Here is a 17683-nt window from a genome sequence, read left to right on the forward strand (position 1 = left end):
ATTACTAGATTTTTGTGCCATATGTCAAAGTGACTCTTTGGTGGATAACCAATCTGATAATTCCTTTAAGACTGTTTGGACTTGGGGCTCGTTTGTTTGTTTCAAAAAGTCATGTTCTAGATCATAAACAGGTTTGAATCGACTATTCGGGATCTGTTTGCTTATCCTTTTACTTGAAGCAAAAGGTACTTCTTGGTCTGAGGTGCTGGCGGTACTATAGCAAGGAGGAAAAACTGCAAGTTCTGTTTCACTAATGGCATAATCCGACCAATCCAGTGATTTCGGTAAGCGATAGTAATCGGCTAAGATTCCTTGTTGTCGTCCATAGTAATAAAGTAAGGCGCGACCCATCAGTGGATCGTCTGCCGTGGGTGTTTGTTGATCAATGTCTATAAGCATTTCTTCTGTTAATGTGTGTGTGGTGGGAGTGGTTTGTTTCTTCAGAAATTCAAAATCAGCATAGCCATAAAAATTGATTAGGAAATTGGGTGAAAGCCCTCGATCCACACACAAATATTTGGTTAGGTGGAACATCAAATAACTTCCGGCAGAACGCCCGCAAATACCAAAGGGGTGTTCATGAATGATTGTCTTTTTTAAGGCATCAAAGCTTTCATTTAGTTTTGCAATGATTTCTGTTACAGATGTATTTGGTGCCAACAGGTAATCAAGAGCTAGCAGAGTGTAGCCATGAGCTAAAAAGAGATCTTTTAGCCTATTGGGTATGTCACCTTTTGATCCGTAAATCAATCCGCCACCATGCAAATAAAGGATATATTTCGGTGTATCACTCTGAGCAGGATAAATGGTTACTGTAATGTCATCGAGTAGTTGTTTGGTTTCTTTCATTTGCCTGTCTCCTCATTTTGATAATATAGGCGCCAATCTCATGATTGATCATTTGTAACGGATTTGTTAAATCAATTGATAGATAATTGGAAATTTTGTGGAGACGATAACGAATCGTTTTAGCATGTAAAAACATTGCTTCTGCTGTTTGTTTGTAATTCCGATTGTGTTGTAAAAAACAATAAAAAGTTTCAAATAAGTCATAGTCTGTTTGAGCCAACTGCGCCAATTTTAGAGGGATTGCTTCTTGCAATGTTGCTATCTGATTTTCTCGAATAAAATGTTTGAATATGCCGATATCTTCGGATGTCACAACAGGGCCATTGTAAAATGAGGTATTGAAATTCAAAATATCCAAACATTCAAACAACAATTCCTTGATTTCCTGTCGTGGTTTTGCTTGGCTGATGGCAAATGTTACTTGTTGATTTTCTGCGAGTATTTCTACCATCAGACGTGAAATCTGATCTTTAGTGATAGGCCCTTCCGATTGAGCAAAGTTGAATAAAACAGCTGAATATTGATGTTGGTCAAAGAAAATCGCCTCTTTTTTCAGTGTCCGTAAAAGTGTAAGGATGCGATTTTTCATTAATTGCGTTTGCATCTCTTTAGTTGAAAAGACGATTGTCTGGTAAGTATCTTTTGACTGCATATGCGCTTCTTGTAGCAAGCTATCTAGTTCTTCAGGATTTCGTGGTGTATTTTGTAAAATCGCATCAGCTAAATTATTTAAACGAGTATAGCGTTCTTTTTTCAATAGGCTTTCTGTATTGAATTTTTCTTGCAAGGCGTCAATGGCATTTTCGATAATGACTAGGTCGGTTTCTTTGATTTGTTGGTTGTTCAGATAAACAAGCAATAAGCAATTGAGAGAATAGTTATTGAAAATCGCAATCTCTAATGCATAGCGTTTTTTCGAGTCTGTTTGAGCATAAAGTGTCAGTAAAGAATAATCGTTTTTCATGAAATCTGTTTGTGGCAGCGATTCACGTGAGAGTACGATGGCATCGGTTGGAATCATCCCTTCGCAAATTTCGATTTCTTTATCAAGCAATTTTAAGGAAAAAGGAAGTTCGATGATTTGATAAAACTCTTGCATGATCGTTTCTAAAGAAGAAAACTGTTTTTCTAGACGGTTGAATCTTTGGCGTGCTTCATAGTAGGTTCGTAAAGTATGGGCATGTGCATTGAGTAACGGCTCATAAATCGTTAATAGAATTTTTTCATAGCTGATCTCTTGACTGATTTTGATCAATGGGATTTCATATTTGAAGCATAACTCAATAAACCATTCGGGGATCACCTTGATAAAACGATCGGTTTTTAACACAAGACCGCTGATCCCGATTTGACACATCTTGATGAAAAAATCTTCCAGTTCTTTTTCTGACAAGTCGTTCAATGCATAAAACGAGGTCAGGATCAGCTGATTTTGTTTGCTCCAATTTTCGATATCAATGGCTTCTAAGACCATTGCAGTTTCGACTTCATTATCTAAACCAATCTCATTCGTTAGAATCTTCCCTTTTTTTAGTTCACCTAGCAATAATAACTCCCTTAATTTCATCATATTCTCCTTTTTTCCTTTTATGGATAAAAAGTATAGCATTCTTTTAGAAATACGTCCGATGAAAACACTTTCTTAATCTTCTACAATGACAGTGTAAGAATGAATAAGGAGGGGCATTATGTTAGAAACGGTTGTTTTACCAAATAATTATCAAGATTCCATCAACTTGATGCTATTGACTAATCAAATCAATTCGCTTGAGGAAGTCAACATGAGCCAGATCATGATGGGAACGGATGCTAATAAAGATATTTTGAATAACACGTCACTTTTAACAGAAAAGGCACAAACTGCGTCTGCGAACGATTTAATGATCGTGGTAGAGAGTGAGGATGAATCAATCATGGAAAAGGTACTGCCAATGATTGATGATTTTTTAGCGGATCTATCAGCAAAAGAGACAGCACAACCGAATAAATCAGTGACCACGTGGAAAGAAGCATTGAAACAATTACCAGATGCAAATGTCGCCTTGTTTAGTATTCCGGGGGAATACGGCGCAGCAGAAATGGCACGTGCGTTGAAGAATAATCTGCATGTTTTTTCATTTACGGATAATATTGCGATCGAAGATGAAGTCCGTCTGAAAAAACTAGCGCATGAAAAAGGATTACTGATGATGGGGCCAGATTGTGGGACAGGTATTTTATCGAGTATCCCAATTGCTTTTACGAATGTTGTCGCACCTGGAAATATTGGCGTAGTTGGTGCATCTGGTACGGGTATCCAAGAAGTGACGACAATCATTGATCGTCTAGGTGGAGGTGTGGTTCATGCCATTGGTACCGGTGGTCGTGACTTGAGCGACATGGTGGGAGCAATAACGGTCAAAGATGCAATCGTGGCACTTGAAAACCATGAACCAACAGATGTGATCTGTGTGATTTCTAAGCCACCTGCAAAAGAGGTACGTGACGAGGTAGTGCAATTATTGCAGAGTATTTCAAAACCAGTCGTCGCTATATTTTTAGGAGAAAAACCAACGAATCACGAAGGAAAAGTCTATCTGGCACACACGTTAGAGGAAACTGCCCGTATCGCTGTGGATTTAGCAAACGAAGCAACAGTGAAAAAAAATTACTTTGAAGCACTAGAACAGCCGGGTGTCTTGACGCTTGCTAAAGAAAAAGTCGTCAAAGGGCTATATTCTGGAGGAACGCTCGCAGCTGAAGCAGGCATGCTGATTTCAGAAGCATTAGATTTAGGTGGTCTGGTCAAAGAAGATGGGTATATCTTGAAATCTCAAGGGTATGAAGTGATTGATTTAGGAGATGATCGTTATACACAAGGTAAACCACATCCAATGATCGATCCGGAAGTCCGGATCCATAAAATAGAAGAGTACGCCAAGGAAGAAGAAACTGGCGTCATCTTATTTGATATTGTTTTAGGATATGGTGCCCATGAAGACATGGTGGGTGCATTGTTACCAACGATCCAATCTGTGCAGTCAGAAGCGGAAAAAGCAGGACGTGAACTTTATTTCGTGGCGACAGTGTGTGGGACGAAGAATGATCCACAAGACTACCAAAAATCAGTGGAACGTTTGAAAGAAGCAGGTGTTTTTGTCGCAGAGAGTAATGCTAAAGCGGTTCAACTGGCGTTGTTGTTAAAAGGCATCAGATTGTCTGAAGCAGATAAAGAAGTCTTAGCATATGATGGAAAAACAGTTTCTGTACCACAACCGAGTGAGCAAGTCATGGAGTTGTTGACGACGAAACCGCGTGTAGTGAATGTCGGTTTGAAAAGCTTCAACAAATCGATTGTCACCTATGGTGGACAAACAGTCCAGTTGGATTGGCGGCCTCGCGCGAGCGGTAACAAGAAAATGATCAAAATTTTAGATGCGTTGGAAGAGCATCAGGAGCAAATTGATGAAGAAAATCAGAAAGTGACAGAAAAAATCAAGAACGCACAGCCGTTTCTGGTCGATGTGGTCCCTGCAAAAACGGTGATTCCTGAATTAAATGATCCAAAGCAAAAAACACTATTGCATGCAGGCCCGCCAATCACTTGGGAGGCGATGACCGGACCGATGCGAGGCGCGTGTCTAGGTGCAGCGTTATTCGAACGTTGGGCAGAAAACGAAGAAGAAGCATTAGCACTTTTTGAAGCAAATAAAGTGCGATTCATTCCTTGTCATCATGTACAAGCAGTAGGACCGATGGGAGGGATCACTTCTGGTGATATGCCGGTCTTCATTGTTGAAAACCGGAAAGAAGGCAATCAAGCCTTCTGTATCTTGAATGAAGGTATCGGTAAGGTATTACGTTTTGGTGCGTATTCCCAAGAAGTCGTTGATCGCTTAGATTGGATCAAAGAAGTACTAGGACCAACAATCCATCAAGCATTGGCATTCACCGAGGAAGGATTGAATCTAAATGTTTTGATCGCCCGGTCGATTACGATGGGGGATGAATTCCATCAAAGAAATATTGCTGCTTCTTTGAATTTCCTGAAAGAAATCGCTCCATTGATCATTCAAACGGAGATTCCTGAAGAACAAAAATATGATGTAATCAAGTTCTTAGCAGATACGGATCAATTTTTCTTGAATATCATGATGGCTACGGGAAAAGCAATCGTCGATGGTGCGCGCCAAGGGACTAAAGGAACAATCGTGACAACGATGACACGTAATGGTGTCGATTTTGGTGTCCGAATCGCAGAAACAGGCGATACATGGCATCTAGCGCCTGTAAATACACCAAAGGGCTTGTACTTTACAGGATTCAATGAAGAAGATGGTAATCCCGATATTGGCGATAGTGCTATCACTGAAACTGTCGGTGTAGGTGGAATGGCCATGGTCGCAGCACCAGGTGTGACCCGTTTTGTTGGTGCAGGTGGTTTTGAAGATGCGTTAGCAACCTCAAATGAAATGGCGAAAATCTGCGAAGGGCATAACCCAACGTTTTCGATACCAACTTGGGATTTTCAAGGAACTTGCTTAGGAATCGATATTCGCAAAGTGGTGGAAACAGCAATCACTCCTGTTATAAATACTGGGATCGCGCACAAAAATGCTGGAGTGGGGCAAATTGGCGCAGGTACAGTTCGGGCACCACTCGCTTGCTTTGAACAAGCCTTAGAGGCCTATGCTAAGGAGCTAGGGATCAACGTTGAGTAATCAAGAAATTCAAATGAGCGAGTATCTATCTCCACTTTTGCAATTTGGAAAAATAGGTGTGATCCACAGCGTATTTGAGCATTCCTTTAATGTTGAAATCAAGCAACAATTGATCAATATCGCCTGTTTTCATGACTATCTATCTAGTTTTGGTATCAATCTTCCTGAAGATCGATTTAACACACTTGCTTCGGCTCTTCAAACAGGAAATCGTGTAAAAATAAGTGATGATGTATTGACGATTTACAGTATTTCAAGTGTCAGACAAGTGACATTAAAACCGTGTCGGCTGGTTCCTCTCAACGTCTTCACGTTAGGGCTATCGAAAAAACAACTACTTTTATTGAAACCATTTTTGGCTGAAAAAAACTGGCAGACAAAAATCGGGTTACCGGTAGATAAACGTGCATCCACGCTGTTTGCTCGAATGGCACAACCAAACAGAGAGTGGACGACAACTGAATGGCAAGAAGTCGTTGGTTATCTTTTAGGCAGAGGCAAAGGGTTGACGCCTAGTGGTGATGACCTATTGATGGGTTATCAGCTTGTTTTAGGGACTGTTTCAGATCCCAGAGGAATCGCGCTAGCGGTTGCTCTGGGAGAAGCCCAAACGGCAACGACTGCAATCAGCCAAGCATATCTAACTTGTGCGACAAAGGGGTACGCCAATTCACTAGTGTATCAATTATTTTCAGACTTAGCACAAAACCAAGAGGAGAAAATAGAAGAACAGTTAGAGAAAATCATGAGAATTGGTCATTCTTCGGGAAAGGATCTAGCTTTTGGTATTTGGTTGGCGCTACAAGCAATCGAAGGAGAAGAAAGTGAGGGTGAAACATGGAAGCGAGTAAACAAAAACAAGCAGTAAGAGTCAGTGATACTTACTGGATCAAAGTAGTAGCAATCTTTTTTATTGGTTGGATCTTGATGTATGCCACACGAACGATTTTTAACCCGATCATGGGAGTGGTCGGGGAAGAATTCGGTTTAAGCAATACGCAATTAGGCTTAGCAAATAGTATCTTTTTTCTGACATATGCCATCGCTCAGATTCCTTTTGGGATCGTCGGAGACAAAATTGGACGAAAGTTAGTCATCACAGTGGGATTTTTACTTTTGGCAGTAGCGACATACTTCACCGGATTAGCCACGACGTTTATTTTATTCTTAGTGATTCGTGCCATCGCTGGGATCGGGCAAGGTGCTTACTACGGTCCACAGTTTGCCTTGTCGACAGAAGCGATTCCAAAGAGTAAACGGACGATTGGAAATGCCATCATTAATAGTGGTATGGCTTTTGGAACATCAGGCGGTTATCTTCTATCAAGTAAATTGGTCTTAGAAAACGGGGATGATTGGAGCAAGCCATTTTATCTGATGGCGATTCCTACATTGATTGTCGGCATTTTGTTTTATGTATTGTTGAAAGAAAAAGTGATCCGTCCGGGTGAAGAAGCAGAAGTGGAAGAAGGTCCAAAAGAAAAAATTTCTTTGAAGCAGATTTTTACAAATCGTAACTTAGTAGCAGCCTTTATTTTATGTTTTACCAGCATTTATGCTAATTTTGTGATTCTTACTTGGTTGCCGCAGTTTTTGATTGCAGAACGTGGATTTACTGGAGCGAGTGTTGGCTTTATTTCTTCTTTAGTCCCTTGGGCATCGATACCAGGCGCCTTACTCTTTGCACGGATCAATGATAAGACAGGAGCGACGAAGAAACTAGTCTTTGTTTTGGTTCCATTAGCAATCGTTTCGGTTTTTGCTATCGCTTTTGTTACCAATCGTACCTTATTGATCACAGTGCTGATTCTTTATGGATTGACTGGGAAATTAGCACTTGACCCGATCATGGTGACGTTTGTCACGAAACATGCACCAAGAGCAGCCTTAGGAACGACGTTAAGTGCGTATAATTTTATCGGGATGTCAGGATCGATTTTAGCTCCTTACGTTACTGGTTATTTAGCAGATACTTCAGGTTCGATGCAAGTTGGTTTTTACCTCTCTTGTGTCTTGTTGATCATCGGGTTGATTCTCTTTGCCCTATTGGCAAAAGAGGATCGTACACAAACGCTGAAGTAATAGAAAGAGGTGTAGGAAAGACATGGGATTAAATGTGATTGCTTTAGGTGGGAATGCTATTTTAGAAACTGATCCAACCGATAAAGGACAAAAAGCCATAGTCGAACAGGCGGCTGAAGCTATCGCAGCTTTTGTTGAACAAGGAGAACAAGTCATTCTTTGTCATGGCAATGGTCCGCAGGTTGGCAATTTATTATTGCAGCAACAAGCAGGAATAAGCGCAAAAAATCCTCCAATGAGCTTGGATACATGTGTCGCAATGACACAAGGAAGTATTGGCTATTGGTTACAACAAGCGTTAACCAATGCGTTTACGCAACATGGGATCACCCAACCGGTCGTTTCCATCGTGACACAAGTGTTAGTTGATCCGAATGATCCATCGTTTCAGAAGCCAACGAAACCGATTGGACCATTTTATACAGAAGAGGAGGCAAAAAAATCGGTACAAAAAAATGAAGGAACATACGTGGAAGATGCAGGACGTGGTTATCGTAAAGTCGTTGCATCTCCTCAACCAAAAGAAATTGTGGAAAAAGAAGCACTTCAAGCGTTAGTAGCAGCTAATGTTGTCACGATTTGTGCAGGTGGAGGTGGTATCCCAGTAATTGAATCATCTGGGCTTTATCAAGGCGTGGAAGCGGTCAATGATAAAGATTTCTCAGCAGCCGTATTGGCAGACGCTGTGGGTGCCGATCGTTTGATCATTTTAACTGGTGTCGAGCATATCTATATCAACTATGGAAAACCAGAAGAACAAGCCTTAGAGACGATGACTCCCGAAGAAGCAAAAGAATACGTAGCTGGTGGTCATTTTGCAGCTGGAAGTATGTTGCCAAAAGTAGAGGCAGCGGTCCGTTTTGTTGCAAGTGATCCAAAACGTCAAGCAGTCATTACTTCCATTGAAAAATTGAACCATTTGACTGAAGGTGCGGGAACAGTGATCCAACAAACGAGGTAACGAGTGATGAAAAAAAATGCCATGATCATTCAAATTAGCCTTGCATTGGCTTTAGGTATTTTGGTAGGGATGTTCTGGCCAATGAGTGCGTCTGTGTTAAAACCGATTGGCGAAGTATTTTTACGACTGATGCAGATGGCGATCCCATTATTGATTCTTGGTCAGATCATTCAAGCTTTAGGTAGTATTGATTTGAAGGAATTAGCAAGTATTGGGACACGCACCTTGCTCATCTTTGGGATTTCCTCCTTATTGGCAGCTTTATGGGGTGTGTTATTGGCTGTTTTGTTTACGCCTGGATCTGGCATGGAACATATAGAGCGATTAAGTCCTACGATCGAGGCGCAAGAGCTGTCGATTCAAGAAACGTTTCTCCAGTTTGTGCCTAAAAATATTTTTGAATCCCTTACGCAAGGTTCGATTATCCAAATCATTGTTTTCGCGATTTTTTTTGGCCTAGCCTTGAATCAATATGGACAAAAACAGCCCCAATCGAAGTTGTTTCAACTAATCATTGATTTTAACGAAGTGATTATCCAAGTCATCAAATATGTGATGCATTTTGCCCCTATTGGGATATTTGCCTTGGTGAGTAGCAGTATCAGCCAATTAGGCGCACAAGTCATTCTGCCAATGGTAAAATATCTACTGGTGTATAGCTTAGCTACAGTATTGTTCTTACTGGGATGGTTAGTTGTTGTCAGTATATACGGCCGATTACATCCGTTAAAATTGATCATGAATATGAAGAATATGTCGATCATGGCACTTGCAACGACTTCTTCAGCCATCACTTTACCAATCGAATTAGAAGAAACACAACATAAATTAGGGTTGAGTAAGCGAATCAGTCACTTAGTCTTACCATTAGGAATGTCATTGAACAGTAATGGCTCAGCAATGCACATGGCACTGACGGTGATCACGATCGCCCAGATGTACCAAGTAGAGTTTCGATGGACGACCATGGTCTATCTTGCGATTTTAGCCACTTTTATTTCTTTAGCCAATGCGGTAGTTCCTGGTGCGGGGCTCGTTTCTTTAGCCATCATCGTGCCGCAAATGGGGTTACCTATTGAAAGTATTGCCATTTTTGGCGGTGTTGAATGGTTGGTAGGGATGTTGCGTACGATTTTGAATGTCAATTCTGATGTGTATTCAGCAATCCTCGTGGCGAAATCAGTCGATGAAATCGATTATGAGATTTTTAGCCGTGGCTAAATGAATAAAAAGAAAGGGGTTGCAATTTTAAAAAATACTTGTTATAGTAAATGTAAATAAAACAGGCATGTGACTGGTAAAGCAGGCAGGACCTAAAGAAAGACACACAAAGAATCCTTTGTTGTTATTTCTTATGGTCTTGCCTGCTTTTTTCTTTTTTGTCTGCGCAGCGAAAAAGAAAAACGAAAGAAGGAGTGGAAAAAATGGATCATCAAACTTTAGCAAAGCATATTTTACAATTCGTTGGCGGAAAAGAAAATATCATTCATTTGGAACATTGTTCAACTAGACTTCGTTTTACGTTGAAAGATGTCAAACAAACAAATCGTGAAGAGTTAGAACGCTTAGATGGGGTCATTGGTGTTCGGAGCAATGCTCAATTCCAAGTAATCATTGGGAATGAAGTAGTGGAAGTTTATGACGAATTAGCCAAACTGATCGGAGAAATTTCGGCAGATCAGAACATAAACAAAGAAAAGAAACCTATTGGAACAATTTTACTTGATTTTATCATTTCAGTCTTTCAACCGTTGGTCCCTGCGATTGCAGGTGGCGGTGTCTTAAAATCACTTTTACTGCTCTTATCTTTATTGGGTGTGATGGATGCAAACTCATCTACTTACCTGCTATTGAATTTGATCGGAGGAGCGCCTCTTTACTTCTTACCGATTTTAGTTGCGATGACGACGGCAAGAAAGCTAAAAGTCAATGAAATCGTAGCTGTTTCAGCAGTGAGTGCTTTGCTTTTACCAGAAATGGCAACCCTTCTAGCAGACGGAACCTCCTTTCTAGGGTTCTCAATTGAAAATATTGCGTATGCTTCTCAAGTCTTCCCAGCAATCTTAACGGTGTTGTTTTACAGTATCGTCGAAAAATATGTCACGAAAATTTCTCCGAAGCCGATTCGTATTTTCTTTGTTCCGATGGTTGCTTTATTAGTGACTGTCCCAGTTGCACTGCTGATTTTAGGACCGTTAGGCTATAACGTTGGTAGCGCATTCTCATATTTGATCGTCGAGTTATATCAACGATTAGGCTGGTTAGCGACAGGCTTACTTGCCGCAGTTCTACCATTGATGGTCGTTACTGGCATGCACAAAGCGATGATTCCTTATGCTGTTTCTTCAATGGGAGAGTTAGGAAAAGAGATGCTCTATTTACCGGCTTCTTTGGCACATAATATCGCTGAATCTGGTGCATGTTTTGCCGTAAGTTTAAAGACAAAAAATACAAAATTGCGACAAACAGCGATTTCTGCAGGAATCTCAGCTTTATTTGGTATCACTGAACCCGCATTATATGGGGTCACGATCTTACACAAACGGGTATTGAGTATCGTGATGGTTTCTAGTTTCATCGGCGGGATATTTGCCGGGATCATGGCTTTAGAAGCCTTCGCATTGGTTGGACCAGGGATTGCGAGTATCACGATGTTTGCTAGTGCAGATCAACCGATGAACCTTGTCTGGGCATTTGTCTGTACAGCTCTTTCTTTTGTCGTGTCGTTTGTAGGTGGCTTGGTATTTTTTAAAGATCAAGAAGAAGCAACTTCACAAGAAGAGAACGAGAGTCGTAGGGGAGGAACTTGGGGTATCGTGAGCCCAGTCAAAGGTCAAGTGATTCCTCTTGAAACAGTCCCAGATGATGTCTTTTCTAGTGGGATGGTTGGCGAAGGTGTCGGAGTCATTCCAGAAGAAGGTATTGTTTTTTCTCCTGAAGAAGCACAAGTGACCATGCTATTTGAGACAGGTCATGCCATCGGCTTACGAACGGTGAGCGGAGTAGAATTACTGATTCATGTAGGAATCGATACAGTCAAGTTACAAGGTGAAGGCTTCCAGGCTTTTGTTAAAGAAGGTCAGATGGTACAACCAGGCGAGCGTTTGCTTGCGTTTGATATTGAAAAAATCAAACAAGCAGGATTTGATCCAGTCGTTGTGGTGGTCGTGACCAATCAGAAGGAGTATCACATCGATCATCAAGTAGAAAATCAATCAGTGACACCCGAAACTGAGTTATTGATGATTTCTGCTTTAGTAAAATGAAGAAATGAAAGTGAGGAATAGAAAAATGGATATGACACAAACAGGTTTTCCCGAAGGATTTCTATGGGGAGGTGCAATTGCAGCAAACCAAGTAGAAGGAGCATGGGATATTGGTGGAAAAGGGCTATCTGTGGCAGATGTTGCAACTTATAAACCTAATGTAGACAACAAAGATTACGCAGCCCATGTAGGGGTGACAATCGAAAAAGTAGAAGAAGCAATAGCCGACCTTACAGACAAGTGGTTCCCTAAACGACGAGGGGTCGATTTCTATCATCGTTACAAAGAGGATTTAGCTTTATTTGCAGAAATGGGGTTTACTACATTACGTTTGTCGATTGCGTGGTCCCGACTCTTTCCAAACGGGGATGAAAAGACAGCTAATCCTGAAGGTGTCTCATTTTACAAAGAAGTTTTTAAAGAAATGAAGCGCTTAGGAATCGAACCGATTGTGACCTTGTCTCATTATGAGATGCCATTAGCATTAGCGATGAAAGGCAACGGTTGGATTCAACGAAGTGTGGTGGATGACTTTGTTCGATTTGTAGATACTTGTTTTGACGAATTTGGGGAGTACGTTCATTACTGGTTGACGTTCAATGAAGTGGATAGTATTTTTAGACATCCATTTACGACTGCCGGGATTTTGACTGATACGATCGAACCAGACAAAATCGAAGCGGCTATCTATCAAGCGTTACATCATCAATTTGTGGCAGGGGCTTTAGCAACGAAACATTGCCATGAAAAGATCCCTGGTAGCCAAGTTGGTTGTATGTTGACCAAATTGATGACCTATCCGTTGACGAGTCGACCAGAAGATGTGGAACGAACATTGAAAAAGAATATGAACAATCATTTTTATGCGGATGTTCAAGTCAAAGGTATGTATCCGCCACTCGTTTTGAAAGACTTAGCCAACCGTCATATCACGATCGACATGTTACCTGGTGATAAAGAATTATTGAAAGAACATACGGCAGACTTCCTATCGTTTAGTTATTATATGTCTATGTGTGAATCCGCAGATCCAAAGGCAGAGCGGACACCGGGGAATACCGTTTTGGGTGTTAAAAATCCTTATTTAGAAGCGACAGATTGGGGCTGGCAAATTGATCCTTTAGGCTTGAAAATTTCTTTACTAGAATTATATGACCGTTATCAAGTACCCTTGATGATCGTTGAAAATGGCATGGGGGCTTTTGATGAAGTGATTGACGATGAAATCCATGATCCCTATCGAATCGCCTATTTTACTGCACATTTCAAAGCAATGAAAGCAGCCATCGATGAAGGGGTTGATTTGATTGGGTATACAAGTTGGGGACCTATTGATTTAGTCAGTGCCGGAACCTCTCAAATGTCAAAACGTTACGGATTCATTTATGTAGATGCAGATGATGAAGGAAATGGAAGTTATGATCGCTTGCGTAAAGATTCATTTTACTGGTATAAAGAAGTTATTGGAACGAACGGTCGATCCATCGAGTGAAGGAACTGTTCGATGCGCTCAAGGAGTAACCATGAGCGAAGGAGGATATCATGAGGAAAATACTAAAGGTGCTTAACTCCAGTGTGGTATTGATCGACAGCAATCAGCAAAAAATGATTGCTTTAGGAAAAGGGATCGGTTTTGGCAAAAAGCCCGGTGAGATCATCTCGGATGATTCGATTGATGAGATCTATCTGCCCTATGATGAAGGCAAAGCCATGCAATTATTGGATTTGATCAAAGAGGTTCCTTTGACCTATTTTGAATTAACGAAAGCAATGGTCTCCAGTATGGAGAAACGACTAGGGAAACGGTTAAACTCTAGTATTTATTTAACATTACCTGATCATTTACATTTTTCAGTTGAACGTATGGCCAAAGGAATCATCATCACCAATCGGTTATATTGGGAGATCAAGAATTACTATCCGGAAGAATATCAAGCAGCGGAGCAAGCGCTAATGATCTTCAATGAAAAATCCGATGTCGAGTTACCCATTGAAGAAGCGGCAAATATCGCCTTTCATGTCATTAATTCATTGTCTCAAGAAAGTCAGGGAACCGATAGTATGAAGCAAGCGAAAATGATTGGTGGCATCGTCAACTTAGTAAAATATTCGATTCGAATCGACATTGCTCCAGACTCGATCCATTATAGTCGTTTTATTACTCATGTTCGTTTTTTCGTTGAACGGTTGTTTGCGAATAAAATGCTGGATGGACAAGATGATGGGCTATATCAGCAAATGTGTACCTTGTATCCATTGGCGATGGAAAATGCAGACAAAGTAAGGCAGTATATCCAGAAAATGATCCAACAGGAAATCACGAAAGAGGAAGTTACCTATCTAGGTGTGCATATCAATCGATTGATGCGGCACCCTGATTGAAAAAAATAGACAAGATTGCGTAATGAATAGCAGCAAGCCAGTGATCCTTTCTGGTAGCTGCTTTTTTTTAAAACAAATAGGAGGAATAGGATTTTTTAGCGAAATATATGTTTATAAAGTACCAGATAACCTGTTTTTTGGATCGGATCGTGTGGTAGTTCACAATTGTATCTGATTAGTTATATAACGTAGTTGATTTGAAAATTAACAAAAATAATCGAGGTTATATTAAAAAAACGGGTTGTTTTTAGTGTATAATACTCCTTAGTGTCGTACGACAACCCATCTACTAGGGCTTAAAATGGATAGATAACGCTTACGTTTGTGAGTAATCAATCAGGCTATTTGAAATAAATCAAAGGAAATGGGAAAATGAGTCAAGTAAAATAGTTTTTCAAGCGAATGATCAGTCATAACTAGTGGACATTGTGAATGATTGAATGATCGTGAGAGGAATTATTTGCTTATTCGTCGTATAACCAAATTAAAGGGGGAGAACAAAGAAATGAAGATAGCAATTGCTGGTGCAGGTGCAATGGGGAGTCGGTTTGGACTCATGTTGCAAAAAGGTGGAAATGACGTGACATTGATCGATGGTTGGAAAGACCATGTAGAAGCGATCAAAGAAAACGGATTGAAAGCTAACTTTAACGGTGAGGACATCGTTGTCGATATCCCAGTCGTTCTTCAATCAGAGATCAATGACGTAGAAAAAGTTGATTTGATCGTCTTATTCACGAAAGCAATGCAACTAGAAAAAATGTTGGAAGATATCCGTCCAATGATCAAAGATGAGACAAAAGTTCTTTGTTTATTGAATGGAATCGGCCATGAAGATATTATTGAAAAATTTGTACCAATGAAAAATATTTTTATTGGTAATACAATGTGGACGGCAGGCTTAGAAGGTCCTGGACGTGTGAAATTATTCGGTAGTGGTTCAGTAGAACTACAAAACTTAGGAGACGGTCAAGAAGAAGCTGCGAAAGAATTGGCAGAAACTTTAGCTGACTCTGGTTTGAATGCGAAGTATTCAAGTAATATCCATTACTCGATCTATCGTAAAGCTTGTGTCAATGGCACGATGAACGGCTTATGTACGATTTTAGACGTGAATATGGCAGGACTTGGTCGTACTTCTACAGCTCATGATATGGTTGTTGCTATCGTAAATGAATTTGGTCAAGTAGCAAAAGCCGAAAATATTGATTTAGATGTGGAAGAAGCAGTCGCCCACTGTGAAACTTGCTTTGATCCTGAAACGATCGGTATGCACTTCCCATCAATGCATCAAGATTTGATCAAAAACAACCGTTTGACAGAAATCGACTATATCAACGGAGCGATTTCACGTAAAGGAAAGAAATACGGGATCGCTACGCCTTACTGTGACTTTTTGACAGCGCTCGTGCATGCAAAAGAACAGATTTTAGAGGCGAAATAGGAGGAACAAATAAATGGATACGACGAATAAATTAACGCCAAGAATTTTTTTGAACAAAGTATTAGCTGGAACAGCAACAGGGATCATCGTAGGACTGATTCCAAATGCTGTTTTAGGAGCTATTTTAAAGTATTTCAGTGAATATCCTGTTGCTGTGACGATCGCACAACTAGCTGTGATCTTCCAATTAGCGACACCGTTGATCATTGGTGGTTTAATCGGGTTACAATTTGGGTTTAATCCGATGCAAATGATGGTAGTAGCTGGTGCTGCATTTGTCGGCTCTGGTGTTGTCCGCTTTATGCCAGACCTTGGTGAAGCAGGAGTATATGTAGGGGCAGGTACAGGAGATATCATCAATACGATGATCACTGCAGCGATTGCTGTTGGTCTGATCCTATTGATCGGTGACCGCTTTGGCTCAGTCGCAATCGTATTGACACCAATCGTAGTCGGTGTGGGCGCAGGTCTTATTGGGTTTTATTTATTCCCTTATGTGACAGCGATCACCTCTGCAATTGGTGAAGGTATCAATAACTTTACGACATTGCAACCTATTTTGATGTCTATTTTGATCGGTTGTTCATTTGCCTTTTTGATCATTTCACCGATTTCAACAGTTGCGATTGGTTTAGCGATCCAATTGGATGGAGTTTCTGCAGGAGCTGCTGCTATGGGTGTTGCAGCCACAACATTTGTGTTGATCGTCAATTCTTGGCGTTTCAATAAATCAGGTGTCACGATCGCGATTGCGTTAGGTGCGATGAAGATGATGATGCCGAACTTATTCCGTAAACCGATCATCTTGCTTCCATGTTTAGTAAGTGCGGTTATCACAGCGATACCTGTCGCACTTTTCTCTGTATCAGGAACACCAGCTTCTGCGGGCTTTGGGATCGTAGGTTTAGTTGGCCCTCTTGCTTCATTAGATGCTGGACTAAATATCGTGATGGTGTTGATTTGTTGGTTCGTCGTACCAGTCGCGGCTGCTTTATTTACGCAATTGGTATTTGAAAAAGTCTTGAAACTTTACGACCGGGAAGAAGTCTTCAAATTCTTAGGTTGATCAAAATTATAAAAGAAAAAAACGCAAAACAGAGAAATCTCTGGATTGCGTTTTTTTTTTGAGAAGAAGATGGTGTTATCTGCTATACTGACACTAAATGAAAACAATGGATCATTTGATCCAATAGAAGGAGAATACATGAGAAATATAAAATTAACGATCGAATATGATGGAAAAAGATATTCTGGTTGGCAGCGACTTGGTAATGATGAAAAAACGATCCAAGGAAAAATCGAAGCGATCATTTCGCAAATGACCGGGGAAACGATTGAGATTATCGGTTCTGGCCGAACAGACGCTGGAACACACGCCAGAGGTCAAGTAGCTAATTTCAAAACAGCTAGTACAATGAGTCGAATGGAGATGCTGGATTTTCTTAATCGTTATTTGCCAAGAGATATTGTGGTAAAAAAAGTGGAAGAAGTACCTGAACGTTTTCATGCTAGATATAATGCAAAAGGGAAAAAATATAGTTACTACGTTTGGAATGCTCCAATTCCAACAGTGTTTGAAAGAAACCATAGTTTTGATTATCCGAAGGCACTTGATTTGGAGAAAATGGAAGAAGCTTGTCGGAAACTAGAAGGAAAACATGATTTTATTGGATTTTCAGCATTGAAAAAAACAAAAAAATCAACAGTACGTACAATTGAAAAATTATCGGTCCAACAAGAAGGTAATATGCTTCATTTTACATTTGTAGGGGATGGTTTTTTGTATAAAATGGTACGGATCTTAATGGGAACGATTTTAGATATTGGTTCAGGTAAAGCTGATTTATCTTTGATCGATACGATTTTTGAAACGAAAGTCAGACAGCAAGCAGGCGAGACAGTTCCCGCACATGCGCTTTTTCTAGATGAAGTGTATTATTAAGGGATGTTAAATGATTCAAAGAAAATAGGGGAAAAGCAATCTCAGCTTTTTCCTGTT

At 40.4% G+C, this 17683-nt stretch carries 13 protein-coding genes; 11 read left to right on the forward strand and 2 right to left on the reverse strand.

All coding sequences use genetic code 11. The features are described from left to right. Positions 1-24: 24 nt before the first annotated feature. Together HZ311_RS09350 and HZ311_RS09355 are read right to left on the reverse strand one after the other, a co-directional pair. The gene (locus HZ311_RS09350) at positions 25-849 is read right to left on the reverse strand and encodes an alpha/beta hydrolase (RefSeq protein ID WP_010736503.1); all 825 of its coding nucleotides are present in this window, start codon (positions 847-849) and stop codon (positions 25-27) included. After that, positions 821-2416 (reverse strand): PucR family transcriptional regulator, encoded by a 1596-nt coding sequence (locus HZ311_RS09355; RefSeq protein ID WP_023518999.1) that lies wholly within the window; start codon positions 2414-2416, stop codon positions 821-823. The genes HZ311_RS09350 and HZ311_RS09355 overlap by 29 nt, the downstream gene beginning before the upstream one ends. Before the next feature lie 121 nt (positions 2417-2537). Here HZ311_RS09355 and HZ311_RS09360 point away from each other — a divergent pair, with 121 nt between their 5' ends. The 11 genes from HZ311_RS09360 to truA all read left to right on the forward strand — a co-directional run bounded on the left by HZ311_RS09360 (position 2538) and on the right by truA (position 17626). Next, a complete protein-coding gene (locus HZ311_RS09360) occupies positions 2538-5549 on the forward strand; it encodes a bifunctional FdrA/YlbE family protein (protein ID WP_023519000.1) in 3012 nt (1003 codons plus the stop codon). Beyond that, complete coding sequence (locus tag HZ311_RS09365) at positions 5542-6417, forward strand: oxamate carbamoyltransferase subunit AllH family protein (protein ID WP_010736500.1); 876 nt, start codon at positions 5542-5544, stop codon at positions 6415-6417. Before HZ311_RS09360 ends, HZ311_RS09365 begins: the two co-directional genes overlap by 8 nt. After that, entirely contained in the window at positions 6387-7631 is a 1245-nt protein-coding gene (locus HZ311_RS09370; RefSeq protein WP_023519001.1) for an MFS transporter, read from the forward strand. The genes HZ311_RS09365 and HZ311_RS09370 overlap by 31 nt, the downstream gene beginning before the upstream one ends. Before the next feature lie 22 nt (positions 7632-7653). Next, the gene (gene arcC, locus HZ311_RS09375; protein WP_062805817.1) at positions 7654-8592 is read left to right on the forward strand and encodes a carbamate kinase; all 939 of its coding nucleotides are present in this window, start codon (positions 7654-7656) and stop codon (positions 8590-8592) included. 6 nt (positions 8593-8598) lie between these two features. Continuing rightward, complete coding sequence (locus HZ311_RS09380) at positions 8599-9813, forward strand: dicarboxylate/amino acid:cation symporter (protein ID WP_010736497.1); 1215 nt, start codon at positions 8599-8601, stop codon at positions 9811-9813. A gap of 203 nt (positions 9814-10016) precedes the next feature. Continuing rightward, complete coding sequence (locus HZ311_RS09385) at positions 10017-11858, forward strand: beta-glucoside-specific PTS transporter subunit IIABC (RefSeq protein ID WP_023519004.1); 1842 nt, start codon at positions 10017-10019, stop codon at positions 11856-11858. 31 nt (positions 11859-11889) lie between these two features. Continuing rightward, entirely contained in the window at positions 11890-13350 is a 1461-nt protein-coding gene (locus HZ311_RS09390) for a glycoside hydrolase family 1 protein (RefSeq protein WP_197970083.1), read from the forward strand. A 50-nt stretch (positions 13351-13400) separates the two neighbouring features. Continuing rightward, entirely contained in the window at positions 13401-14240 is an 840-nt protein-coding gene (locus HZ311_RS09395; protein WP_010736494.1) for a PRD domain-containing protein, read from the forward strand. 505 nt (positions 14241-14745) lie between these two features. Further along, positions 14746-15684 (forward strand): 2-dehydropantoate 2-reductase, encoded by a 939-nt coding sequence (locus tag HZ311_RS09400; protein WP_010736493.1) that lies wholly within the window; start codon positions 14746-14748, stop codon positions 15682-15684. 13 nt (positions 15685-15697) lie between these two features. After that, the gene (locus HZ311_RS09405) at positions 15698-16750 is read left to right on the forward strand and encodes a PTS sugar transporter subunit IIC (protein ID WP_178946639.1); all 1053 of its coding nucleotides are present in this window, start codon (positions 15698-15700) and stop codon (positions 16748-16750) included. Positions 16751-16888: 138 nt separating this feature from the next. Continuing rightward, entirely contained in the window at positions 16889-17626 is a 738-nt protein-coding gene (gene truA / locus HZ311_RS09410) for a tRNA pseudouridine(38-40) synthase TruA (protein WP_023519006.1), read from the forward strand. Positions 17627-17683: the final 57 nt, after the last annotated feature.

It is taken from the genome of Enterococcus mundtii (assembly GCF_013394305.1).
Taxonomy (GTDB): Bacteria; Bacillota; Bacilli; order Lactobacillales; family Enterococcaceae; genus Enterococcus_B; species Enterococcus_B pernyi.